20 protein-coding genes are annotated in these 22596 nt (G+C 63.2%); 12 read left to right on the plus strand and 8 right to left on the minus strand.

What is annotated here, in order from left to right; translation table 11 throughout:
* Positions 1–54 precede the first annotated feature (54 nt).
* Positions 55–2232 (plus strand): 3-hydroxyacyl-CoA dehydrogenase NAD-binding domain-containing protein, encoded by a 2178-nt coding sequence (locus tag AC1TPF_RS05185; protein ID WP_482142943.1) that lies wholly within the window; start codon positions 55–57, stop codon positions 2230–2232.
* Between the two features lie 78 nt (positions 2233–2310).
* Here the strand turns inward: AC1TPF_RS05185 and AC1TPF_RS05190 are convergent, their stop codons facing one another.
* On the minus strand, positions 2311–3087 hold the full coding sequence (locus tag AC1TPF_RS05190) for an SGNH/GDSL hydrolase family protein (RefSeq protein ID WP_482142945.1): 777 nt from the start codon (positions 3085–3087) through the stop codon (positions 2311–2313).
* A 134-nt stretch (positions 3088–3221) separates the two neighbouring features.
* On the opposite strand from AC1TPF_RS05190, the gene AC1TPF_RS05195 reads away from it, so the two are divergent.
* The 4 genes from AC1TPF_RS05195 (at position 3222) to AC1TPF_RS05210 (ending at position 7334) form a co-directional block, all read left to right on the plus strand.
* A complete protein-coding gene (locus tag AC1TPF_RS05195) occupies positions 3222–4361 on the plus strand; it encodes an acid phosphatase (RefSeq protein ID WP_482142947.1) in 1140 nt (379 codons plus the stop codon).
* Positions 4362–4416: 55 nt separating this feature from the next.
* On the plus strand, positions 4417–5628 hold the full coding sequence (locus AC1TPF_RS05200) for a sensor histidine kinase (protein ID WP_482142949.1): 1212 nt from the start codon (positions 4417–4419) through the stop codon (positions 5626–5628).
* A complete protein-coding gene (locus tag AC1TPF_RS05205) occupies positions 5628–6287 on the plus strand; it encodes a response regulator (RefSeq protein ID WP_482142951.1) in 660 nt (219 codons plus the stop codon). Before AC1TPF_RS05200 ends, AC1TPF_RS05205 begins: the two co-directional genes overlap by 1 nt.
* A 156-nt stretch (positions 6288–6443) precedes the next feature.
* Positions 6444–7334: a CPBP family intramembrane glutamic endopeptidase gene (locus tag AC1TPF_RS05210; protein WP_482142953.1), complete on the plus strand. Its 891-nt coding sequence runs from the start codon at positions 6444–6446 to the stop codon at positions 7332–7334.
* Positions 7335–7416: 82 nt separating this feature from the next.
* Here AC1TPF_RS05210 and AC1TPF_RS05215 read toward each other — a convergent pair whose 3' ends face one another.
* The 3 genes from AC1TPF_RS05215 to AC1TPF_RS05225 are packed head-to-tail and all read right to left on the minus strand — an operon-like array spanning position 7417 to position 10309.
* On the minus strand, positions 7417–8469 hold the full coding sequence (locus tag AC1TPF_RS05215; protein ID WP_482142955.1) for a hypothetical protein: 1053 nt from the start codon (positions 8467–8469) through the stop codon (positions 7417–7419).
* Positions 8466–9668 (minus strand): sensor histidine kinase, encoded by a 1203-nt coding sequence (locus AC1TPF_RS05220; protein WP_482136180.1) that lies wholly within the window; start codon positions 9666–9668, stop codon positions 8466–8468. The genes AC1TPF_RS05215 and AC1TPF_RS05220 overlap by 4 nt, the downstream gene beginning before the upstream one ends.
* The gene (locus AC1TPF_RS05225; protein WP_482136179.1) at positions 9665–10309 is read right to left on the minus strand and encodes a helix-turn-helix transcriptional regulator; all 645 of its coding nucleotides are present in this window, start codon (positions 10307–10309) and stop codon (positions 9665–9667) included. Before AC1TPF_RS05225 ends, AC1TPF_RS05220 begins: the two co-directional genes overlap by 4 nt.
* A 561-nt stretch (positions 10310–10870) precedes the next feature.
* Here AC1TPF_RS05225 and AC1TPF_RS05230 point away from each other — a divergent pair.
* The 5 genes from AC1TPF_RS05230 (at position 10871) to AC1TPF_RS05250 (ending at position 16623) form a co-directional block, all read left to right on the plus strand.
* Complete coding sequence (locus AC1TPF_RS05230) at positions 10871–12133, plus strand: ABC transporter substrate-binding protein (RefSeq protein WP_482136178.1); 1263 nt, start codon at positions 10871–10873, stop codon at positions 12131–12133.
* 190 nt (positions 12134–12323) lie between these two features.
* On the plus strand, positions 12324–14342 hold the full coding sequence (locus tag AC1TPF_RS05235) for an ABC transporter permease (protein WP_482142956.1): 2019 nt from the start codon (positions 12324–12326) through the stop codon (positions 14340–14342).
* On the plus strand, positions 14332–15156 hold the full coding sequence (locus tag AC1TPF_RS05240; protein ID WP_482136176.1) for an ABC transporter ATP-binding protein: 825 nt from the start codon (positions 14332–14334) through the stop codon (positions 15154–15156). The genes AC1TPF_RS05235 and AC1TPF_RS05240 overlap by 11 nt, the downstream gene beginning before the upstream one ends.
* Positions 15153–15908 carry an ABC transporter ATP-binding protein gene (locus tag AC1TPF_RS05245; protein ID WP_482142958.1) on the plus strand — a complete coding sequence of 252 codons (756 nt, stop codon included), beginning with the start codon at positions 15153–15155 and terminating at the stop codon, positions 15906–15908. The genes AC1TPF_RS05240 and AC1TPF_RS05245 overlap by 4 nt, the downstream gene beginning before the upstream one ends.
* Before the next feature lie 34 nt (positions 15909–15942).
* Entirely contained in the window at positions 15943–16623 is a 681-nt protein-coding gene (locus AC1TPF_RS05250) for a TetR/AcrR family transcriptional regulator (protein WP_482136174.1), read from the plus strand.
* A gap of 116 nt (positions 16624–16739) precedes the next feature.
* On the opposite strand, the gene AC1TPF_RS05255 is transcribed toward AC1TPF_RS05250, so the two are convergent.
* From AC1TPF_RS05255 to AC1TPF_RS05270, 4 genes are read right to left on the minus strand one after another with little or no spacing between them, the layout of a single operon-like run.
* Positions 16740–17480, minus strand: coding sequence for a glycerophosphodiester phosphodiesterase (locus AC1TPF_RS05255; protein WP_482142960.1), 741 nt, complete (start codon positions 17478–17480; stop codon positions 16740–16742).
* Entirely contained in the window at positions 17477–18853 is a 1377-nt protein-coding gene (locus AC1TPF_RS05260) for an ABC transporter substrate-binding protein (RefSeq protein WP_482136172.1), read from the minus strand. The genes AC1TPF_RS05255 and AC1TPF_RS05260 overlap by 4 nt, the downstream gene beginning before the upstream one ends.
* Before the next feature lie 47 nt (positions 18854–18900).
* Positions 18901–19782 carry a carbohydrate ABC transporter permease gene (locus tag AC1TPF_RS05265; protein WP_482142962.1) on the minus strand — a complete coding sequence of 294 codons (882 nt, stop codon included), beginning with the start codon at positions 19780–19782 and terminating at the stop codon, positions 18901–18903.
* Positions 19782–20738, minus strand: coding sequence for a carbohydrate ABC transporter permease (locus AC1TPF_RS05270; protein ID WP_482136170.1), 957 nt, complete (start codon positions 20736–20738; stop codon positions 19782–19784). Before AC1TPF_RS05270 ends, AC1TPF_RS05265 begins: the two co-directional genes overlap by 1 nt.
* A 323-nt stretch (positions 20739–21061) precedes the next feature.
* On the opposite strand from AC1TPF_RS05270, the gene AC1TPF_RS05275 reads away from it, so the two are divergent.
* Both AC1TPF_RS05275 and AC1TPF_RS05280 read left to right on the plus strand, forming a co-directional pair.
* Positions 21062–21871: a DeoR/GlpR family DNA-binding transcription regulator gene (locus tag AC1TPF_RS05275; RefSeq protein ID WP_482142963.1), complete on the plus strand. Its 810-nt coding sequence runs from the start codon at positions 21062–21064 to the stop codon at positions 21869–21871.
* Entirely contained in the window at positions 21871–22554 is a 684-nt protein-coding gene (locus AC1TPF_RS05280; protein ID WP_482142964.1) for an HAD family hydrolase, read from the plus strand. Before AC1TPF_RS05275 ends, AC1TPF_RS05280 begins: the two co-directional genes overlap by 1 nt.
* The last annotated feature ends 42 nt before the right edge of the window (positions 22555–22596 follow it).

Here is a 22596-nt window from a genome sequence, read left to right on the forward strand (position 1 = left end):
GCTGACGCTCACTGACAGGCTTCTTCCAACCTTCACGAAAGAACTTCAAAAGTTATGACTGACAACATGATCCGCTGGGAGCAAGACGGCGACGGCGTCGTTGTTCTCACCATGGACGACCCCAACCAGGGCGCCAACACCATGAATGACCTCTACGTCTCGTCGATGGCTGCCACCGTCGAGCGGCTCGAGGCCGAAAAAGACAACATCACCGGTGTCGTCATCACCTCGGCGAAGAAGACCTTCTTCGCCGGTGGCGACCTAAAGGACATGACTGCTGACAAGGGTGGTGTCGACAAGGTCGAGCTGGCCAAGCAGGTCACCGCGCAGGCCGACGGCATCAAAGCCGTTCTGCGCCGGCTGGAGACCCTTGGCAAGCCGGTTGTCGCGGCCATCAACGGTGCCGCGCTCGGTGGCGGTCTCGAGATCGCACTGCACGCGCACCATCGCATCGCGGCAGACGTCAAGGGTACCCAGATCGGCCTGCCCGAGGTCACTCTCGGCCTGCTGCCCGGTGGCGGTGGCGTCACCCGGACCGTGCGTCTGCTCGGCATCCAGAGCGCGCTGATGAATGTGCTGTTGCAGGGCAACCGTTTCAGCCCGACCAAGGCCAAGGACACCGGCCTTGTCGACGAGGTCGTCTCCTCCATCGACGAGCTGATCCCGGCCGCCAAGGCCTGGATCGCCGCGAATCCTGAAGCCGCACAACCGTGGGACAAGAAGGGCTTCAAGATCCCCGGTGGCGCACCGACGAGTCCGGCTCTGGCGCAGCTGTTGCCTGCCATCCCGTCGCTGCTCCGTCAGCAGCTCAAGGGCGCACCGATGCCCGCACCACGCGCCATCATGGCCGCAGCCATCGAAGGTGCGTACGTCGATGTCGATTCCGCGGATCTGATCGAGACCCGCTACTTCGTGTCCCTGGTCACCGGTCAGGTGGCACAGAACATGATCAAGGCGTTCTTCTTCGACCTGAATTACATCAACGGCGGCGGATCGCGCCCCGACGGGTACGAGAAGTTCACCGCCAAGAAGGTCGGTGTCATCGGCGCCGGCATGATGGGCGCGGCCATCGCGTACGTGTCTGCCAAGGCAGGCATCGAGGTCGTCCTCAAGGACATCAGCATCGAAGCCGCCGAAAAGGGCAAGGCCTACTCGGTCAAGCTCGAGGAGAAGGCGCTCTCGCGTGGCAAGACCACCAAGGAGAAGTCCGACGCCCTGCTGGCGCGGATCACCCCGACCGTCGATGCGGCCGATTTCAAGGGTGTCGACCTGGTGATCGAGGCGGCTTTCGAGTCGGTCGAGGTCAAGAAGCAGGTGTTCGGCGAGATCGAGGACATCGTCGAACCCGACGCGGTGCTCGGCTCGAACACCTCGACGCTGCCGATCACCATCTTGGCCGAGGGTGTGAAGCGGTCCGAGGACTTCATCGGCATCCACTTCTTCTCACCCGTCGACAAGATGCCGCTGGTGGAGATCATCAAGGGCGCCAAGACCTCTAACGCGGTCCTGGCCAAGGTCATCGACTACACCCTGCAGATCCGCAAGACCCCGATCGTGGTCAACGACAGCCGCGGCTTCTTCACCTCGCGGGTCATCGGCACCTTCATCAACGAGGCCATCGCGGCCGTCGGAGAGGGTATCGAGCCGGCGTTCATCGAGCAGGCGGGCGCACAGGCCGGTTACCCGGCACCGCCGCTGCAGCTGATGGACGAGCTCACGCTCACGCTGCCGCAGAAGATCCGCCGCGAGACCGAGAAGGCACTCGAGGCCGAGGGCAAGCCGGTTGTGCAGCACGGTTCGTCCGACGTGGTCGACAAGATGGTCGACGAGCTCAGCCGCCCGGGCCGTTCCGGTGGTGCAGGTTTCTACGACTACGACGAGGCAGGCAAGCGCTCGCAGATCTGGCCGGGCCTGCGTGATGCTTTCAAGTCGGGTAGCACCGAGATCCCGTTCGAGGACATGAAAGAGCGCATGCTCTTCGCCGAGGCCATCGAGACGGTCAAGTGCTTCGACGAAGGCGTTCTGACTTCCGTGCCCGACGCCAACATCGGCTCGATCTTCGGCATCGGCTTCCCCGCGTGGACCGGTGGCGTGATCCAGTACATCAACCAGTACGAAGGCGGCCTGCAGGGCTTTGTCGATCGCGCCCGCGATCTGGCGAGCAAGTACGGCAGCCACTTCGAGCCGCCGCAGTCGCTGGTCGACAAGGCCGCAAAAGGCGAGAAGTACTGAGCAGTACGCTGATTCAGTGAACTGATCCAAGGCCGCGGCCCGATTCTCCGAAAGGGGAACCGGGCCGCGGTCGTTTCTCTAGATCGGGGGCGGTGGTATCACCGGCGTCAGCTCCGGGCGTTTGGCACTCATCCCATCGCCCGTCGAAACCCCGCGTAGCCGGCGGATCATCCACGGCAGGAGGAACGCGCGAGCCCACTGGGCCTCGCGGATCGACTTCTGCACCAATGACATCGGGTCGGCAGGCGCGATCGAGATGCCCCAATCCGGATCGCTTTCCGGCAAGCCGAGTGCGTGGGCCGCGCCGGCTGCAAACCGCTCGTGACCGAACGGGGAAGCGTGCAGCCGATCGATCGACCAGGAACGGGTGTCGACCAATACCGGCGCGGCATGGAGATCGACGAGGATGAAGTCGTACGTGGTGGCGAACTCACGCATCATCTCGTTCAACGCGAGCAGGCGCGGCTCGAGGCGTTTGGCGATCGGCACGGTCTTGGCCATGTTCGGATAGGTCGAGATGATCACCGTCGCCGACGTTGCGGCCAGCCGCGAGTAGATGTGGTCGAGATCGTGATGAACGTCGTCGAGCGTCGAACTCGCCAACACATCGTTCATCCCGAGCGGGGCGGCGATCAGGTCAGGGGACAACGCGATCGCGGGTTCGAGCTGGGTATCTCGGATCTGCCGGGTCCGGCGTCCCCGTACCGCGAGGTTCGCGTAGTGGAGGTCTGGGTTGACCAGCGACAGCTGTTCGGCGAGGCGATCAGCCCACCCACGGTGGCCGATGAGGTCATCGCCGTCACCGATGCCTTCGGTCTGACTGTCGCCGATGGCAACAAAACGGGAGAAATGCACCAAGGAAGTCTAGGTGAGCGCCAAATGAATGCGGCGGCAACTCGAGATGACCGTTCGGAGTTCTCCTTGGACGCCTCGCGATGAGAGGTTCACCGAACTTGTGGATGCTGCCTGGTTGCGGAAACATGCTGGTCATGTCGTTGTCTCGTTCACGCCGCACCGTCTTGACGTTGCTGGCGGCCGTCGCTCTCGTTCTTCCGGTCAGTGGGGTCGCCACCGCCGACACCGCGCCGGCAGATTTCACGCTCGCTCAGCTGATCGGTCCTTACCCGTCCGATCTCCCACCAGGCGGGTCGTATCTGCCGGTCCTCGACGGATTCACCGCGCTGCGCGACAACAACCCCGCGCTCATCGCGCAGAATCTGCAGACCGTCGTGCGCATCAACAACGAGGCCACCCCGGAAGCGCAGGCGGACGCGATCGAGGTCAACTACGACGACCGTTTGGTCTCGCTCTCGGTGGCACTCGGCGAGAAGCTTGGCCCGGTGTTCCTGAAGCTTCTGGAAGACGGCCGGCTACCGAAGGTTGCGGCACTTGCCGAGGGAGACCTCGCCCGCGCCGGACTGCCCTCGGGAACGACGTTGCCCGAGAAGACCTTCTTCAACAATCCACGCCCGTTCGTTGTGGCCCCGGACAGCATCAAGCGCTACGACCGGCCCGGCGGCGACCTCTACGCAGAGGTCGAGACCAACGGGTCGTACCCGTCCGGTCACACCAACATGGGCTACTGGAAGGGCGCGCTGCTGGCGTCGTGGCTGCCGGAGCTCGGCCCGCAGATCATTGCCCGCGCCGGAGAGATCGGGCTCAGCCGGGTCATCCTCGGAGTCCACTACCCGCTCGATGTGATGGGCGGTCGACTCATGGCAATGGACCTCAGCGCGGCCCGCCTGTCCGACCCCGGGTTCGATCGGCTCATCGACGAAGCCGGCGCCCAGTTGCGTGAACAACTCGAGAAGGTCACCGGCGTGCCGCTGGCAGACTTCATCGCCACCGACTCGCAGTACCTGAGCACGCAGGAGGCCGTGGACGAGCACCGGGCTCTGATGACGTATGGACTCCCTCTCATCAACCCCGGCCAGCAGAACCAGATTCCGGCACAAGCGGCTGCTCTGCTGGAGACCAGGTTCCCGCATCTGACCGATGCGCAACGACTCGAGATTCTCGAGCAGACGGCCATTCCGTCCGGCTACCCCCTCGACAAGTCCGGTCCTGACGGAGGCTGGCTGCGCATCGACCTTGCGGCGGCGTACGCGGCGACACCCGAAATGGCGTAGGCGCGATTCGACACAACTCGGTCGAACTCGAGGGCCTCCGCGTAGCATCCGCGAGATGAAGCAGCCCGCCCCGGTGATGCAGCACGACAGCAGCATCTGGGCGGGCGCGGCCCGCAGGTTGTCGCCGTTTCTCGACATCGCCATCGCGGTGCTCGCGACCGCATTCGCTCTCGGCGCCCTCTTCAAGACCGACATCGAAAGCATCGATCCGCGATTGCGGGAACCCGACGTCGTCGCGGTTGTCGGCACCGTGGTCGCGACGGCTTCGCTGTACTGGCGACGCGTCTACCCGACGACGTCGTACTGCATATTCGCGGCCGGATGCCTGGTCGTCACGCTCACCGACCATTACATCGGGTCGCTATCGGCCATCCTGCTCCTGAGCCTGTACTCGCTGGCAGCGCATGGACGCCGGCGCAACGCAGCGATCGCACTCGTCGCGACCATGGCCACATTCGGGGCACTCGCCGCTGCCGACATTCCCGACCTGCGCACCTCAGACCTCCTGCAGGCCTGGGCCCTGTTGATCACCGCCTGGGCCGTGGGCGACGCCATCCGCGCCCGCCGAGGCCAACAGCGCGGAGAGATCCACGCCGCCGAACACGATGCCGCTCTGGCGCGCGAACAGGCCACGCGAGCGGTCGCCGAGGAGCGCCTGCGCATCGCGCGCGAACTGCACGATGTGGTGGCGCACAGCATGTCGCTCATCGCGGTCCAGGCGGGCGTCGGCGCCCACGTCATCCGCACCGACGTCGATGCCGCCGAACACGCGCTGCAGGTCGTCGCCGACACGAGCCGGGAGGCGCTGGCCCAAACGCGGTCGATGCTCGGGGTCCTTCGCGAACAAGACGATCCCGTCGGCGGCCCGGTACCCCAGGGGGTCGATGACCTGCCTGCATTGGTGGCGGTGGTCGGCTCTGCGGGACTCGATGTCACCCTCGAGATCACCGGCACCTCAGCGAAGTTGGATGCGGCCGTCGAGTTGGCGACCTATCGCATCGTCCAAGAGTCGTTGACCAACGTGCTCAAACACGGTGGACCGTCAGCGCGCATTCGTCTGGACTATCGCGACGACCACCTCGATATCGGGGTCACCGACCCGGGCGGACGCTCAGTCGTACCCGGCTCCGAAGACACTGGCGGCCACGGCTTGATCGGGCTGCGCGAGCGCGCCCACCTGGTCGGCGGCTCCCTGACGTCCGGCCCGACTCCCGACGGCGGATTCGGTGTCCACGCGAGGCTTCCCATCCAGCAGAACGGCACCTGATGATCACGGTGGCAGTTGTCGACGATCAGGCCCTGGTCCGATCCGGATTCGTCGTGCTACTGAATTCTGAGCCCGAGGTCGAGATCGTCGGCGAGGCCGGCAACGGGCAACAAGCCTGGGACCTGTGCCTGCGCACCACTCCCGACGTCGTCCTCATGGATGTCCGGATGCCAGACATGGATGGCATCGAAGCCACCAGGCGGATCGTGGCGGACCCCGGCTGCTCGGGCACAAAAGTGTTGATACTGACCACTTTCGACGAGGATGAACTCGTCGTGGCGGCGCTCCGTGCGGGCGCGAGCGGTTTCCTCCTCAAAGACACGAGGCCCGACCTGCTGCTCGACGCCATCAACGTCATCGCGGCCGGCGAGTCTCTCCTGTCCCCCAGTGTCACCCGACGGATGATCGAACGCTTTGCCGCCCTGCCGGATTCGACTCCACGCTCACACCCGGACGACGGACTGACCGACCGCGAACGCGAAGTGCTACTCGCGGTCGCACAAGGACTGTCCAACAACGAGATCGCGTCCGCGTTGCACATGGGATACGGAACCGTGAAGACCCACGTGAGCCACCTGCTGACCAAATTGGACAGCCGCGACCGCGCACAATTGGTCATGTACGCCTACGAATCAGGTCTCGCCGTCCCCGGCGCCTGACTGATGCCTCTATCCGGGGATAGAGACACGGCGGACAAAGCCAGGTCTCGCGCCAGATGTCCCACCACCCCCTCCTGGAGCAGATTGATGGGACACGGCCGAACCGGCCGCACCACCTCCAGTGGCCACCGGCCACCGTCAACCAGGAGTCCCCCGATGTTCCGCTCCCCAGTCATTCGCGAGATCACCGCCTTTGTGGCGGTGGCATTCTCGCTGGCCGTCGCCATCGCCGTCGCACTGCCCGATGCCGAGATCAACGTCGTACTCAGTGTGTTCGTGCCCGTGATCTCGGTCGCCATCGTGACGTTCACCGTCATCCCGCGAGGGAAACGCAAAGAGCTCTGGAAGAGCTTCGGTCTGAATAACTCCGGCGGTTCGGCACTGCGTCCGGCGCTGCTCATCCCGGTAGTGCTGGTGTTCCTTGCGTACGGCGCCGCGGTCCTTACCGGTGTTGCCGACTTCGTCTCCATCCACGCCACGCCACTCGGCACCGCGAGCTGGGTCGCCGACCTCGCCATCGAACTCACCATCGGCACCCTCTTCATCCTCGGTGAGGAAATCGGCTGGCGCGGATTCCTGTTGCCGCGTATTCAGCAGCTGACCGGGCAGCGCCGCGCGGCACTGCTGACCGGGTTCATCCACGGTCTCTTTCACATGCCACTGGTCCTGATTGCCACCACCTACGATGCTGACGGTGTCCGCTGGATCGTGGCCCCGGCCGTGGTCGCCACCCTCACCCTGGCCGGTGTGTTCTACGCCTACCTCTGGGATCGTTCGCATACCGTGTGGCCGGTTGCCGTGGCGCACAACGCCGCCAATACCGCATTCACTCTGGGCGCCACCGCGGTCATCGCCTCGTCACCGGACGACTTGGCCTACGTTGCCGGAGAGAGCGGACTTGCGACGTTCGGCGCAGTCGCTCTGGTCGCCGGCATTTATCTGTTGCGGGCCAAGGTGTGGCGAGACGGCGACAATGTCGTCGCACACAACAGGCTGAGCGTCGCCGACGAGGTGTTCGAGCCCAATCCTGTGGTTACGGTGCGATAGACGAGCTATCGGCTCTCCACGCGCTGCGCTGCCCGCGCCACACCGTTCACCCCTCCCTGGTCATACAGCTAGGGCGGGTGACTCACAGGCGTGGTGCCAGCGCTTGCCCGTTGTGGCCGTATTCCACCCGGGTGGTGTCGTCGGGTGTGCTGTGCAAGATCGTGACCAGGGCATCTCGGTGCGGCGGGAGGATCCGGATGGTGAGGGTTCCGGCATCTGCGCGCATGAGGGCGTCGGTGACGGCGCGATGGATCTCGGCGCAGACCTCCGGGGGCGTGGTGTCGAGGCCGTGGTCGTCGAGCAACACCACATCGACCCCGCGGGAGCGGGCAGCCCGGGCGGCGTCCGCGATCCGGGGCAGGTCGAGCGCGGGTGCCCGCAGCGAGTCACGGAGCCGGGCTTCGACGAGTTTTGCCGCGAGCCGTTCATCTTCGGTGAGCGGCCGGGGTTCTGCCATCTGTTCGAGGAGTGGCCGGGCCAGTTCGTCGAGTTCGGCGAGCCTGGCATCGCGCTCCTCGAGAATGGCTTTTCCGGCGGCCTCGGCTGCCACGCGCAAGGTCCCCTCACGGCGGAGTTCGAAGATGCTGCGGGCCGCCGGACGGATGGTCCACGCGAAGAATGTGGCCATCAGCAGCGGCGCCAGATTGACGACAGAAATAGAGAGCCCGTATAGCGCACCTTCTCCGGCCTTCGCCGCCCACACCATGCAACTGACCAGAGTCGCCGCCATCCCGATCCACGCCAACAGAGGGCGCCCACGAACAGCCATGTACGCGTAAATGGCCGTTGACGCGCCCAGCGTCCACAGCTGCAGGTGACCTTCGAGGGGTAGTGCTGTTTTCACGAAATTGAGGTTGACGGCAATCGGACCGACAACGGTGAGACAGTGTGCTGCCGGTTTCGGTAGGGGGTCGCCAGGGATGGAGATCAGACTGATCGCACCGATACTGACCACAATCCATGCGGCGAACTCGTACCACAAGCCGCCTGCCGGTGGATCCGTCCAACTGACCACCGCGAACGTGACAACGTATGCCGCCACGAGAATTCGCGCGGCGGGCGTGTGGAGTCCCAGGAGTGAACCCGCGTCACCGACCGACTTCGGGTCGTCGATTGTGGTCCGGGACAGTGTCATCGACTCTCCCATCCCAGATACACCCGCGTGCCGGTGCCAGGCCGGGTATCGAGGTGCGCAGTGCCGCCAGGAAGGTTGCGCATTCGGCCCAGGATGCTGACCGCGATACCGAGGCGATGCGGGGCAACAGCAGCCGGATCGAAACCGGTGCCGTCGTCGGCCACCACCACACCCAGTCCGGTGTCGGCGATCTTGACATCCACGGTGCGGGTGGTTTCAGCGCCGGCATGGAGCCGGCTGTTGCGCAACGCTTCTGACAATGCTGATCCCATCGTGCGGACCACATCGGCGGGCAGAGCTGCCACTTTCTGATCTGGTTCCTCGGAGACGCGGAACAAGACCTGGTGGTCGGCGTCCACACAGGCCGCGCGTAGATGAGTTGTCGCCTGTTCTGGCGAGAAGTATTGGTCTGGGCAGGATTCGGCGCTGATGTTGTCGAGTTCTTCGAGTGTGGTTGCCGCCATCGCACTGATGATCTCCGGGGGTTGGCCTCGGGAGGCGACCAGGAACGTCGACATCACACTGTCATGGATCAAAGCGTCGAACCGCTCGCGTTCGACCGTGCGAGCATGACCGGCCGCCGCCATCGCAGCAGCGGTATATGTTGTCTCGGTAGTGGAATCGAGTAGGCGACCGGTCTGCATCGCCATTGCACCGCCGCCCACGAACAGGGTGCAGAACATGATCGCGAACATGATCTCCGGAACCAGCACCCAGGCCGAGGTGTCACTTCTGGCATAGAAGTTGATCACCTGGACAGCGGTACACCCGATCACCAGATGCGAGAACACCAATAGCGGCGGCCATACGATGACGGCGGCCAGGCTCGCGACGCCCGGGAAGAAGGCGAGCCAGACACCGTCGCCGTCTTCGATGTGAGGGCCGTTCCACGCCAGCGGCCAGGTTGCCGCCGCGACCAGAAACGCCACTGCTGCAATGCCACTGCTGATCCGCATGGGCCTCGGATCGGACCGAAACGACAGTGCCCCGGGCAGCATCCCCGACCCGAAGACCAGCACCACGGTGACCGGGGTCCACCAGGAGTCCATCCGTGGGGCCAACATGCCGATGGCGGGAAGCAGGATTGCGAGATAGGCGACATACCCAACGCTGATGAAGCGCGCGAACATTCGGACGAGACGAAGGGTGTTCTCCCCGCCACCGAGATTGCCGGGGTGAATCAGTGTCTGGCAGCTCATGGCTCCGGTGCCTCTGGCATCGGAAGTAGGCCGTCCTCGACGGCACGCTTGTACAGCTCGATCTTGGTTCCGGCCGGGCGGCCGGCGTCGGCATACTTGGCCCGGATGCGGGCCAGGTAATCGTTCACGGTGTGCGGCGTCAGCCCGGTCAGCCGGGCGACACGATCTGCCTTCTCTCCCGAGGCATACAGGCTCAGGACGTCGCGCTGGCGAGGACTCAGGCCGACATCGTGGAGCCCGGGGTCGCCGTCGATCGCCGCGGCCCACTCGGTGGTCACGACCTGGCGTCCCTCCGCGGCAGCAGCAATCGCCGCGACCACCACCTCGGTTGACTCGGTCTTCCGAACCACACCCAGCACACCGGCTTTCGCGGCCAGGCGCACGAGATAAGGGTTCTCGGCCCCGGTGAACACCAGCGCCTGCAGGCCGGCGCCACGCAGTTCGTCGACATTGGCTGTCGGAGAGGAACCGTCGGACAGTCGTAGATCCAGCAGAACCAAATCCAATTCGGCACGTAGAGCAAGAAGTTCGGTGACGGTCGGGGTGGCCGCGGCCACGACCAATCCCGGATGGTCGGCCAACATGGCCTTGAGTCCCAGCACCACCGATGAGTGGTCCTCCACCACGCCTATTCGCTTCACGTCACGCAGCTCCACTGTTCTTCGTCAACCGCTGTCCCTTCATGTCCAGGGATCTGGATGAAGGGTCATCTCTACGACACCGATCGGCTCGGCCTCGACCGAGGTCGCCAGGCACCGAACCGATCTCGACAGAATATAGACGCTAAAACGGCCATCAGTATCATTCGTGGGCTTTGTGCGGCCGTTTGGCGCGCGAGACCAGGGCCTTGAGCCCCCGACATTTAGTACGCAAAGCGAATGGGCCGGATAGGTCATCTCTCCTGCCTGAGCTCGGCATTCTATGCACGCGCTCAGTGGTTTCGGGTCAAAACGCATTGGCTGATCCGACGCCGAATTGCACCTTGACACGGCTGTAAGGCAAGGGCTACTTTTCGAGTGGCCCAGATCACACCCGGACTGGGCACGACGGATGGCACAGACGCTATTCGGTTGCAACCCCGTGTAACTCGGAGGATCTGGCCGGGATCAACAATGTGCCCGAACATCGAATTTCGCCGCGTGCGGATCGATGTCGTCAGCGCATATCCATCGCGACCACATGCCGCCGGGAAAGGCATTGAAATGCGCAAGAGAACCGGCCGAATAGCGGCAGCATTTGTCGCAGCGGTGTGTGTCTTCTCCGTCGTCTCCTGTAGCGACGACAGTGATTCCGATGGTGACAGCAGTGCGTCTCCGTCCGAGAGCGGTATCAAGGCGGTAGGCGAGTCGATCAAGGTCGGCTTCTTGAACCCGTCCAACGGGCCGATCACCCAGCCGGGTGTCGAGACCGGACAGAAGGCGGCAGTCAACTACATCAACAACGAGCTGGGCGGCATCGCCGGGCGGCCGATCGAGGTCGTGAATTGCGCCGTCGACGTCACGTCCCCGGAATCGACCATCGGTTGTGCCAATCAACTCGCGCAGGCCGGCGTGGTCGCGGTGATAGACGGCTACGACGCGGCATCGAGTGCAGCCCTGCCCATCCTGCAATCGGCCAACATCCCGTTGGTCGGCCAGATTCCGTTCGACTCGGTCACCGGCTCCTCGCCCGACAATCGGGTCTACTTCGGGCCACCGCAGGCATCGTTCCTGATCGGTGTCATGCAGTCGCTGAAGCAGCAGGGAAAGAACTCTCTGACGCTGGCCAACGTCGATGTCGCTGCTGCGCACCAGACATTTGACCGCATTCTCAAACCCCTTGGCGCACAGCTCGGGCTCGAGGTGAACAGCGTCTACTATTCGGCGACCAACCCGAACTACACCGCACTGGCCTCGACCATCAATTCGAGTAACCCTGATGTCGGCGGCCTGATGACGTCGCAGACCGATGCCAACTGCACCAAGCTGGCGCAGTCGCTGCGCAGCGTCGGGTTCCAGAACACGATGTTCCTGGCGGCCTGCACCGAGTTCATCGACACGATGGGTGCGCAGGCGGTCGGCGCGCAGACGTACTCGCCGATCTGGCTCGAGCCTGCCAAGGATTCGGCGCCGGCGCCGATGCAGGAAAACATCGACATCACAGCCAAATACGTCGATGAAGAGGGTGGCAACGGAGGCTTCTATGCCTATGGCACCTTCTCCACCTTTGTCGACTTCGCGAGGACGCTGGGTGCGGCCGCACCGACCGAGGTCACCGGACCGACCGTTCTGGCCGCGCTGAAGGCGGTCGATGGCTACCAGAGCTGGCTGGGACCGGTGCTCAGTTGTGGCAAGGCGACAAGCCCCAACTGCACCACGGAGATGTTCGTCTTCGAGGTGACCGGTGACAAGAAGACCGAACCCATCGGTGGTGGCCTGATTCAGCCGAACCCGCAGGCGCTCGCAATGATCCCGGGCGCCAGCTAGTAGCGGGATTGACGCACAACAGATTCGGGGGTGTGCTGCGCGGCGGTCGCCGCGCGGTGCATCCCCGAATCAACCCCCAACGCGTCGTGCGGGAAGAGCTTTGGGAGCAACACCTTGCCGGTTCGGTGCAGACTCTGCATCGGTGCCCACACACGAAGTCCACAAGCGGGAATGAGGTGGCCACGGTCTCATGAGTCAATTTCTTCAGTTCGTTTTCCTCGGCCTGTCAGTCGGCGCGATCTATTCCGTGTTCGCGACGTCCCTGGTCGGGATCTACGCCGCAACCGGGGTCATCAACTTCGCGCAGGGGTCCATAGCCCTGTGGGCGGTGTATGTTGTTGCCGCACTGCGTACTGATGGCACCTTTGTGTTACCGATCGGCAGTATCTCGCTGGGCAGCGAGGATGATCCGACGGCGATGGTCCCGGCGATCATCATCGGTGTGGCCACCGCGGCACTCTGGGGACTGTTGGCCCACCTCCTGATCTTCCGGCCGTTGCGGCGGGCCCCGGTCCTGGCACAGGTGGTTGCCTCGGTGGGATTGATGCTCTTCATCCAGGCCCTGGTGACCCTTCGCTTCGAAACCGATTCGCTGATGGCGCTACCGGTACTGCCCGAGAAGACATTTGAACTCGCCGGTGCGGTCATCAATGTCAGTGACCTGTTGCTGGCCGGCACTGCAATTGTCATCGCCGGATTGTTCTGGGCGTACTTCCAGCTGACCACACTTGGTGTGGCCACGCGGGCGGGCGCCGAGGATGAACTCGCCGCCCGGCTCGCCGGATACTCGCCGGATCGACTTGCCGCCATCGTCTGGGTCATCACCGGTGCGGCATCCGGGTTGATAGTTGTCCTGGGTGCGTACACGATCGGTTTGGACTCGGCGAGCTACACGTTCTACATCATCCCGGCGTTGGCGGTTGCCCTCGTCGGTCGCCTGACGTCGTTTGGGATCGCGTGTGCTGCAGGCCTTGTGCTGGGTTCATTCCAGGCGGTCATCCTCTGGGCAGGCACACTCGACTGGTGGCCGAGCTGGGCGCAGACCGGACTCGGTGACGCCGTCCCGTTTGTCATCGTGGTGGTGGCCCTGTTCCTGCTCGGTGGCAAGATCCCTTCCCGTGGCTCCCTCGGGGAGGCGAAGATGCCGGCTGTGACGATTCCCCGGCTTCGCCCGATCCCGGTTGTCGCGGTGATCGTCGCAGTGGTGATCGCGGTCCTGTTGACTTCGGGCAGTTGGCGTTTCGGAATAGTGACCTCGATGATCCTGTCACTCATCGCACTGTCGCTCGTGTTGCTCACGGGCTATCTGGGGCAGATCTCACTGGCCAGCATGGCCTTTGCCGGCACCGCCGGGTTTGCGTTGTCGAAGGTGACCACCAACTGGGGTGTGCCCTTTCCCTTCAGCATCCTGATCTCGGCGTTGCTGGCCACCGCACTCGGTGTGATCGTGGGAGTTCCGGCCCTGCGAATCCGGGGTGCTCAACTCGCCGTGGTGACTTTGGCTGCTGCCCTGGCGATTCAGAGTTTCGTCTTCAACAATCCATCGATCACGCCGTTCGAGGGCAACCTGATCGAGGACCCGAAGCTGTTCGGCTGGGACCTGTCGGTGCGGCAGGGGTCCGAGCTGACGACGGTCGAGTTCTCGATGATGGTGCTGGTGGTTGTCGGGGTGCTGACCCTGATCGTCATGCGGTTCATGGCCGGTTCCACCGGGCGAGCATTTCTGGCGGTCCGCTCCAACGAACGTGCGGCAGCGTCGGTGGGGATCAACGTCGCGGCAACCAAGCTGCTCGGGTTCGCCCTGTCGGCCTTCCTGGCCGGCGTCGGTGGTTGCCTGATCGGCTACAGCCGTGGACAACTGTCGGCGGCATCGTTCACGGTGATCGTCGGACTGGTCCTGCTGGCGATGACATACGTCGGCGGCATCACCTCGGTCTGGGGTGCGTTCATCGCAGGCATCATCGGTCCTCTCGGAGTCGGATACGTATTCCTCACCCAGACACTCGATCTCGGACAGTATTACCAACTCATCGCCGCCGGTGGCCTGCTGCTGATGGCCGTGCTCAATCCGGTCGGGGTCGTCGGTGCCGTGCAGGAGGCGGTGGCCCACGTCAAGGCCAGGTTCGGTCGGTCATCACCGGCAGAACCGTCACCACCGCCGCCACCGAACGACAACTCCGAACCGAAAGCGAGTTCTCATGTCGGCTGAAACCACCACCTCGCTGTTGCAGGCTCGCGATCTCTCGGTGCGATATGGCGGTGTGGTCGCCAACGACAACATCGCCCTGTCGGTCGAGGCCGGTGAGATCGTCGGTCTGATCGGCCCCAACGGGGCAGGCAAGACAACGTTTGTCGATGCCGTCACCGGGTTCACCAGATCGACCGGTGAGGTCTCGCTGGCCGGGACCCGCATCGAGAAGCAGAGTCCGCATCGCAGGCGCAGCGCCGGAATGGCGCGCACGTGGCAGGCAGGCGAACTGTTCGTCGACCTGACAGTCGCGGAAAACCTTGCCGTCGCCGTGCAACGTCCAGGGTTGCGAGCTCTGATCGCCGACGTCTTCACCGGATCGAAACCGCCTGCGGCCACCATCGGTGAGGCGCTGGCAATGGTCGGGCTCACCGATGTCGCCGATCGCAGGCCGGGCGAACTGACCCTGGGCCAGCAGAAGATGGTGGGTGTCGCCCGGGCGCTCGTCGGCGGCACCCGGTTGGTGCTGCTCGACGAACCGGCGGCCGGACTCGACACGCACGAGAGCAAGGCATTCGGCGCAGAACTGCGGCGGATCGCCGACACCGGGATCGGCATCCTGCTGATCGATCACGACATGTCGTTGGTCCTGGAAGTGTGTGATCGCCTGTATGTCCTGGACTTCGGGCGTGTCATCGCTTCTGGTGCGCCGCAGGATATCCGGGACAACCCGGAGGTCATCGCGGCCTACCTCGGCAGCCCCGAGGTCAGCAACGCCGACATCGACATCGACGTCCCGCCGGGCGCCGGGCTGCAGAAGGGGAATGCCGGATGAGCACAGCTGTTGTCACGCAACCGGTCCTGACGATCGAGGGACTCACCGTCGGATATGGCGGCGTGCCCGCGGTCCGGGATCTCGACGCGACCATCCACGCAGGGGAGATCCTGGCACTGCTCGGTCCGAACGGGGCAGGCAAAACCACCACCCTGCTGGCCGCGGTCGGTGCCTTGCCGCTGATGTCGGGGACCGTCACAGCGCTCGGAGAACCGTTGGACAAGCGGGTCGAACGCAATGCCCGACGCGGCATCACACTGGTGCCGGACAACCGCGGGGTGTTCCACAAACTGTCGGTCTCAGACAACCTTCGACTGGCACACCGCAAAGGCGGTGCGGATATCGATGTCGTCTTCGAGTACTTCCCGAAGCTCGCCGGCCTGCGGGGGCGCAAGTGCGGCAACCTCTCTGGCGGCGAGCAGCAGATGTTGGCGCTGGCCAAGGCGTTGCTGCCAGGGCCCAAGATCCTGCTCATCGATGAACTGAGTCTGGGACTGTCACCCATCGCGGTGAAGGATCTGCTGCCCCGGCTGCGCACCATCGCCGACGAACAACAGATGGCGATCGTGTTGGTGGAGCAGCACATCGACCTTGCGCTTGCGATCGCCGACTCGGCGATCGTGCTGCATCATGGTCGGGTGGCATTGGCCGGACCGGCCGCAGAACTCAGCGCCCAGCGTGAGACGGTTGAGGCTGCATACTTCGGCAGAGTCGATGGCTCTGACGATGAGGCGACAGTGTCCACCGATTGAGACCGCACCGCTACCAGGGCTGGAGGAGCCGATTGTGTCGAACACGCCGCGGTCATCCGCACCTGGGCCCAAAACCGCTCGGAGTACCCGGAATCGGCCGACCGACAGCGAGCTGATGGATGCTGCGCTGGCGGTGATCGCAGATGTGGGTGCCGGGCGGGCGACCATGGACATGATCGCCGATCGGGCGGGCACATCGCGGGTCACGCTGTACGCGCACTTCGGTTCTCGGGATTCGCTGGTCGATGCGGTGCTGGATCGGGAGATGACCACCCTGACCAGCTGGAAGCTTGCCGCCTACGACCAGGGCGATGAGATGACATACGGCGATCACACCCGGTATTCGGTCGAGGTGCTGTTCGAATACGCACGTCGCAATCCGGAAGGGTTCCGGGTGCTGCTGACCAACAGGGAAGAACACCGCGAATCCGCGCGGCAACTGTCCTCTGCGCTGGAACCCAGACTCGCACAACGTCTCCGCGCCGCCTTCTCCAACCGGGGGCACACCGTCGGCGTGGGTGTCGACGTCCTGGCCTCGATGCTGATCGGGATGACCCTCGATGTCGCCCACCGCGCGGTGATCGTCGCAGGCGCGAGTGTCGACGCCGCCTGTGAACTGGCCGTTTCGTCGGCTCTTTCGGTGCTGCGCTCGGTAGAAGTGAAGCAATTGCAGGCGATTGACCAATCACTCGGGTTTGACCGCAAGGGCACTTGAGCGGGGCGAGCACCCACGGCCTTCGGCCCCGTCATCAATCGGGAATCGGCATTGCACCGACAAAGCCGACGCCGAGGTCGCCACATAGGGGTGACCTCGGCGCCGGTTGAGTGCTGTCAGCTTCGTGCTGCGTCCAACCATTGGCGGGCATTCCTGGGATCGTCGGCAGTGCTGCCGTCCAGACCCAATTCGACAGCGCGCGCGGCGTCCGCAGGCGAGCGCATGGGCCACCCGTGCACGTCATACCCTTCCTCGTGCATCTGGTCGACGAGTTCGGCGGTCAGACCCTCCCAGCCGCAATAGAAGGAACTCGATCCGGTGGCCACGAGGACCGCCTCGATGCCATCCGGATGACGCTCGAGGCTCGGGTACCCCATCACGATCAGACCGCGGGGAACCGAGGGGGCGTGCTGGGCCGCCGCATGCAGGGCTGCAGGCAGGAAGCTGGTGATCTGCACACGCTCGGCGTCTCGCGGTCGTTCGCGCAGGATCCGGGCGATTTCTGGAACTACCTCGGTTGCCTTGATCTCCACCTGCAAGGACACTGTCGTCGCATCCAGTGCCTCATCGAATGTCAGCGTCGGAAAACCAGATTCGGTGATCACCGTCTTGATCTGTTCCAAGGTCAGGTCCGCGACCGGTCCGAGGTTCTTCCCCGAGGCATCTGTGGCCGTCCGGTCGAGGGTCGCGTCGTGCAGCACGATCGCGGCACCGTCTGCCGTGAGTCGTACATCGAGCTCGATCTCGTCGGCACCGTGTTCTTCGGCGAGGAGAAAAGACTCGACACTGTTCTCCGGAGCGTGCGCCATGGCACCCCGATGACCGACCACTTTGAACGTCTTCGTCTGCATGATCATGCCACCAACTTGTCGTATTGGGTCTTGACCGACTCGGTGTCGGCGCGGAGTTTCGAAGCCGTCGCTTTCAGCGTCTCCGCCGGATCGGCGTTCTCGGCGTACAGCTTCTGGATCGCGGTGCGCATCTCGATGATGGTGCTCTGCACATAGCGACGCACGGCATCGGGCTGACGGGCGATTGCGAGCTGGTCGACGGCCAGCTTGTAGCTGGGATTCTCGGCAATCACCTTGTTCACCTTCGCGGAGTTCGCGGCTGAAATGGTGGCGGGGAGATATCCGGTGCCCACGGTCCATGTCGATGACGCGTCTTCCTGCGACAGGTACCGCAGCACCTCGACTGCCGCTTCCTTGCGTTCAGCGGACGCACCCTTCATGATTCCGAGTCCGGCGCCACCGGTCGGAACGCCGGAGGCAACTCCCTGGGGCAAGAAGCCCGCGCCCACCTCGAACTCGGCACCCTTGATGAGCCCGGTCAAGGAGCCGGTGGAGTTGGTGATGGTGGCGACGAGGCCATTGGTGAAGTCAGTGTTCAAATCCTGTGCCAAATAACCGGATTTGTCGTCGTTGACGATGGCGCGATCGAACTCTGCGGCACTGATTGCCTCCGGGGAATCGAGTGTGACGTCCAGGCCATTGCTGATCGAAGCGCCGTAGTTCCACAGCAGACCCTGCATGTACCAGTCGTCGGCGCCGGTGTAGGCGCGCATGTGCAGGGTGTTGCCCTTGTACTTCTGGCCGGTGATCTGTTTGCCCCAGGAGCGGAACTCGTCCCACGTCGCAGGCGCGCGATCGGGAAGTCCGGCGGCAGAGAAGATCTCCTTGTTGTAGTAGAACAGGGGGGTCGACCGGCCGAACGGGATCCAGAAGCTCTCGCCGCGCACGACACCCTCGTTGAAGAGCCGCTCGTTGAACGTTGCCGGACCGAAACTCGAATCGAAATATCCATCGAGTGGTTCCAGTGTTCCATTCATGAAGAACTTGTTCCACGACACATCGGAGAACACGCCGATGTCGGGGACCTGACGGGCCTGCAGGCCGGCGGCGATCTTCTCGGTCACACCGTCGTAGCCGTCGAACTGCTGGACCTCGGCGTAGATGTCGGTTTGCGACTCATTGAACTTCTGCAGGACCCCGGTGAACACCTCGTGATTGTTCCCGGCCCATGGACTCCAGATGACGGTGTTGATCCGTCCGGCGAACTGGCTGGGAGCCTTGACGTCTGGTTGTCCGAGCGACGATCCGGACGAGGCTCCGCCGCCGCAGGCGGAGAGGATGGGGACTGCCACCGCCACTGCGCCCGCGGCTTTGAGGAATCCGCGGCGACTGACGTTGGACGCGAGTGGTGTACTCGCCGAACGAGAGAACAAGGACATGGAACTGACTCCTCGGTGACTGACTTGACTGGCGGGATGGACGTACTTCAACGCTTCATCGAGGCGCCGGCCAGACCGGCGATGATGAATCGTTGAGCGAAAAGGAAGATCAGAAGCATGGGCATGACCACAAAGGTGGTACCGGCCATGATGGTTCCCCACTGATCGACGCCCTCGGATTCCTTGAGCGACATCAAACCGATGGGCAGTGTGCGCATCTGAACTGTGTTGGTCACCAACAACGGCCAGATGAAGTCGTTCCATTCGTCGATCACCGCGATCAACGCAACAGTAATGACGGCGGGAAGTGACATGGGAAGTGCGAAGAAGAACAGGCGGCGCATGTGCCCGGCGCCATCGAGTTCTGCGGCTTCCATCACCTCCTCGGGCAGTGACAGGAAGTGCTGGCGCAGAAGGAAGGTGCCGAAAGCACTGCCCATCCCGGGCAGGATGATGCCGGCATACGTATTGATCAGTCCGAGATTGCCGATGGTGATGTAGTTGATCAGCAACGTGACGTGACCTGGCACCATCAGGGCGCCGAGAACCGCGAGGAAGATCCACTTCTTGCCCGGAAAGTCCAGGAACGCAAAGGCATAGGCGCTGAAGAGGGCGAGCACCACTTTTCCGGTCGCGCCGATCGACGTCACGATGAGCGAGTTGACGAAGAAATCGCCGAACGGCACCGCGTTCCAGGCGCGCGAGAAATTGTCCCAGACGATCTCGCTCGGAATCCACTGCAGGGGCCACTGATAGATCTCGTTTTCCGGCTTGATCGCCGACGTGATCATCCAGAAGAACGGAATGAAGAAGATCAACCCGACGATGGCCAACAACGGCCAGGCCCACCAGTCTTTGCGCCGAACCTTCTGACGCGTTGTGGGTTTGTCGGTATCGAGGTCAACGGTAGGAGCGGGTAGCAGTGCCATCAGTAGTGAACCTTCCGCTCGATGAAGCGCATCTGAAAGCCGGTGACGAACATGAGGATCACGAACATCACCATCGACCCGGCCGCGGCCGTACCCGCGCTGAATGATTTGAAGCCTTCTTGGTAGATGAACCAGCTCAACGTCGTGGTCGCTTCGGCGGGTCCACCCCCGGTCATCATCGCGATGATGTCGAACGACTGGAACGCACTGATCACCTGCGTCACCACCAGGAAGAACGTGGTAGGCGACAACAGCGGGAAGGTGATGTGCCGGAACGTCTGCCACTGACTTGCGCCGTCGAGTCGGGCTGCCTCCCGAACGTCCTCCGGCACATTCTGCAGGGCGGCGAGGTACACGATGGAGACGAATCCGACGCCCTTCCAGATCGAGACGATGATCAGCGCGGGGAGGGCCCAGTCACTCGTCGTCGTCCAATGTGGAGACGTGGCGCCAAATGCACCGAACACGGCGCGGGACAGCCCGTAGTTGGGGTCGAAGATGAACAACCAGATCGCTGCCACGGCAGCACCCGACAGGATGTGCGGAGAAAACGCCAGAGCCGTCACGGCGCCCCGCCCGGGGATATTTCGGTTGAACAGGCAGGCCAGCGCGAGTCCGAGGACCAGGCTGACAACAACGATGGCAACCACCCAGATCAGGGTGAGGCGCAATACCGATATGAATGCGGGGTCGTTGAACAGCTGTGTGTAGTTGTCGAGCCCGACGAAGAGTGGTTCGGGTGCGATCATGTCCCACTCGGTCAGGCTGAGATAGACGTTTCCGATCACCGGCCAGTATGCGAATACTGCGATCAGGGCGAGGTTGGGCAGCGCGAACAGTACGAAAAGTCGGTAGCTCTTGCGCTTTCGTCTCTTTCGCGACCGCAGCGGAGTCTCACCCCGGTCCGCGGGCGCTTGTGAAGCACGCGCGGGTGAGCGCTGAGCTGTCAGCGACATGTCGGGACCATTCTCTTAGATAACAGTTGAAGTGATACGAGTAGCTAGCCGCGAATCATGTTGCACGGTGGCCAGGGTGGGGTCAAATGGGGCGCTCGGCGGTGCTCAAGCACTTTCCTCGGCGGCATCGGTTCTCGAAATCTATAGGGGCACAACGGAATAATGTAATCTTTGGATCGGCCGGAATGCGCGGCGGCACCGAACGGGGTGGTCTTGGTCGGAAAGTCTTCCGACGTCGTTCATGGTCTATTCATATCGGTCAAAGTGATATAACTGTCATCGACAAAGTTGTGTCAGCGTGAAGGGGTTTCATGACGCGTCGGATGATCAGCTCTAATCGACAGGAACGGTTGGACGGGATTCTCGAGTGCCTGATGGAGGATGACACCGCATCGGCTCAGAGTCTTGCCATCCAGTTCGGTGTCTCACTGATGACCGTTCACCGTGATCTGGACGAGTTGCAGCGTCGAGGTGTTGTACGCAAGTTCCGTGGTGGTGTGAACATCGATCGCACCAGCAACTTCGAGATCGCGGCCGCACTGCGGCGTCGTCTCGCGTTACCTGAAAAACAGGCACTCGCCGCGGCGGCAGCCGAGGCGGTGCAACCGGGCCAGGTGGTGATGCTCGACGACTCGACCACAGTGGCGCAGATGCTTCCGCATCTGGTGGCCATCGAAGCACTGCGTGTGGTCACGAACTTCCTGCCGACCCTGAACGAACTGGCGGTCGACGGAAATCTCGCCGTCACCGCGTTGGGCGGGGACTACGACCACAGTCATGAGTCGTACCTCGGTGAAGGTGCGGTGCGGGCGGTGCGAGCAATGCGGGTCGACACGCTGTTCTTCTCGACGTCGAGCGCCGATGCCGACGGCATCTACCACCAAGAGGAAAAAATAGTGGCCATCAAATCCGCGATGATCTCGTGTGCGCGTCGCCGGGTCATGCTGATGGACAGTTCCAAGCTCGAGCAGACGTCGTTGCACCACATCGGTGGTTGGGACCATATCGACGAATTGATCACCGATTCCGCTGCACCCGAACGGATTATCGTCGCGATTCGCGATGCAGGTGTCCATGTACGCGTCGTCCCGATCCCTACTCCGGACGATTTCACAATTGAGAGGAACATCTGATGCTTCAAGCGGTCTTCTGGGATATGGATGGAACGATCGTGGACACCGAGCCCTGCTGGTTCGCTGCAGAGATCGCTCTGTTGAGCCGCTTCGGTGTCGAATGGACCGAGGAGCAGGCCGTCGGCCTCGTCGGGAACGCACTGCCTGATTCGGCCGCGATCCTGCAAGCTGCGGGCGCCGACCTTCCGATTCGCGACATCGTGGACGAATTGCTGCAATCAGTGATCGGTGAGGTGTCCCAGTCGATCGTCTGGCGACCGGGAGCGCGTGAACTGCTGGAAGAACTTCGGGCAGCAGACATCCCGTGTGTCATGGTGACGATGAGCGAAGCGCCCCTGGCTGAGGTGATAGCTCGGGAACTGCCCGAGGGCACGTTCGCGTTCCTGGTCACGGGCGACATGGTGAACAACGGCAAACCACACCCTGAGCCGTATCTGCGGGCCGCCGAGGAACTGGCACGGCGGATGGGTTCGATATCGATGGATCATATAGTTGCCATTGAGGACTCATTGCCGGGCGTGGAATCAGCACGGGCATCGGGTGCAATCACCGTGGGAGTCCCGAACATGGTGGTCCTACCCGACCACCCGCACACCACGACGTGGTTGTCTTTGCAGGGCAAGACCATTGACGATCTGAACGACCTGGTCGCTACGCGAGTAGGTGCCGTCGAGTCTGCTTGAACCGCGGTCTTCCGCGTCTGCCTGTCCGTCACCTGATTCGCG

Source organism: Williamsia sp. Y853 (genome assembly GCF_056786495.1).

Excerpts from the sequence above, each read along its gene's own strand:
- AC1TPF_RS05185 (WP_482142943.1), top strand. The coding sequence starts at position 55 with ATGACTGACAACATGATCCGCTGGGAGCAAGACGGCGACGGCGTCGTT.
- AC1TPF_RS05195 (WP_482142947.1), top strand. The coding sequence starts at position 3,222 with ATGTCGTTGTCTCGTTCACGCCGCACCGTCTTGACGTTGCTGGCGGCC.
- AC1TPF_RS05200 (WP_482142949.1), top strand. The coding sequence starts at position 4,417 with ATGAAGCAGCCCGCCCCGGTGATGCAGCACGACAGCAGCATCTGGGCG.
- AC1TPF_RS05205 (WP_482142951.1), top strand. The coding sequence starts at position 5,628 with ATGATCACGGTGGCAGTTGTCGACGATCAGGCCCTGGTCCGATCCGGA.
- AC1TPF_RS05210 (WP_482142953.1), top strand. The coding sequence starts at position 6,444 with ATGTTCCGCTCCCCAGTCATTCGCGAGATCACCGCCTTTGTGGCGGTG.
- AC1TPF_RS05215 (WP_482142955.1), bottom strand. The coding sequence starts at position 8,469 with ATGACACTGTCCCGGACCACAATCGACGACCCGAAGTCGGTCGGTGAC.
- AC1TPF_RS05220 (WP_482136180.1), bottom strand. The coding sequence starts at position 9,668 with ATGAGCTGCCAGACACTGATTCACCCCGGCAATCTCGGTGGCGGGGAG.
- AC1TPF_RS05230 (WP_482136178.1), top strand. The coding sequence starts at position 10,871 with ATGCGCAAGAGAACCGGCCGAATAGCGGCAGCATTTGTCGCAGCGGTG.
- AC1TPF_RS05235 (WP_482142956.1), top strand. The coding sequence starts at position 12,324 with ATGAGTCAATTTCTTCAGTTCGTTTTCCTCGGCCTGTCAGTCGGCGCG.
- AC1TPF_RS05240 (WP_482136176.1), top strand. The coding sequence starts at position 14,332 with ATGTCGGCTGAAACCACCACCTCGCTGTTGCAGGCTCGCGATCTCTCG.
- AC1TPF_RS05245 (WP_482142958.1), top strand. The coding sequence starts at position 15,153 with ATGAGCACAGCTGTTGTCACGCAACCGGTCCTGACGATCGAGGGACTC.
- AC1TPF_RS05255 (WP_482142960.1), bottom strand. The coding sequence starts at position 17,480 with ATGATCATGCAGACGAAGACGTTCAAAGTGGTCGGTCATCGGGGTGCC.
- AC1TPF_RS05260 (WP_482136172.1), bottom strand. The coding sequence starts at position 18,853 with ATGTCCTTGTTCTCTCGTTCGGCGAGTACACCACTCGCGTCCAACGTC.
- AC1TPF_RS05265 (WP_482142962.1), bottom strand. The coding sequence starts at position 19,782 with ATGGCACTGCTACCCGCTCCTACCGTTGACCTCGATACCGACAAACCC.
- AC1TPF_RS05270 (WP_482136170.1), bottom strand. The coding sequence starts at position 20,738 with ATGTCGCTGACAGCTCAGCGCTCACCCGCGCGTGCTTCACAAGCGCCC.
- AC1TPF_RS05275 (WP_482142963.1), top strand. The coding sequence starts at position 21,062 with ATGATCAGCTCTAATCGACAGGAACGGTTGGACGGGATTCTCGAGTGC.
- AC1TPF_RS05280 (WP_482142964.1), top strand. The coding sequence starts at position 21,871 with ATGCTTCAAGCGGTCTTCTGGGATATGGATGGAACGATCGTGGACACC.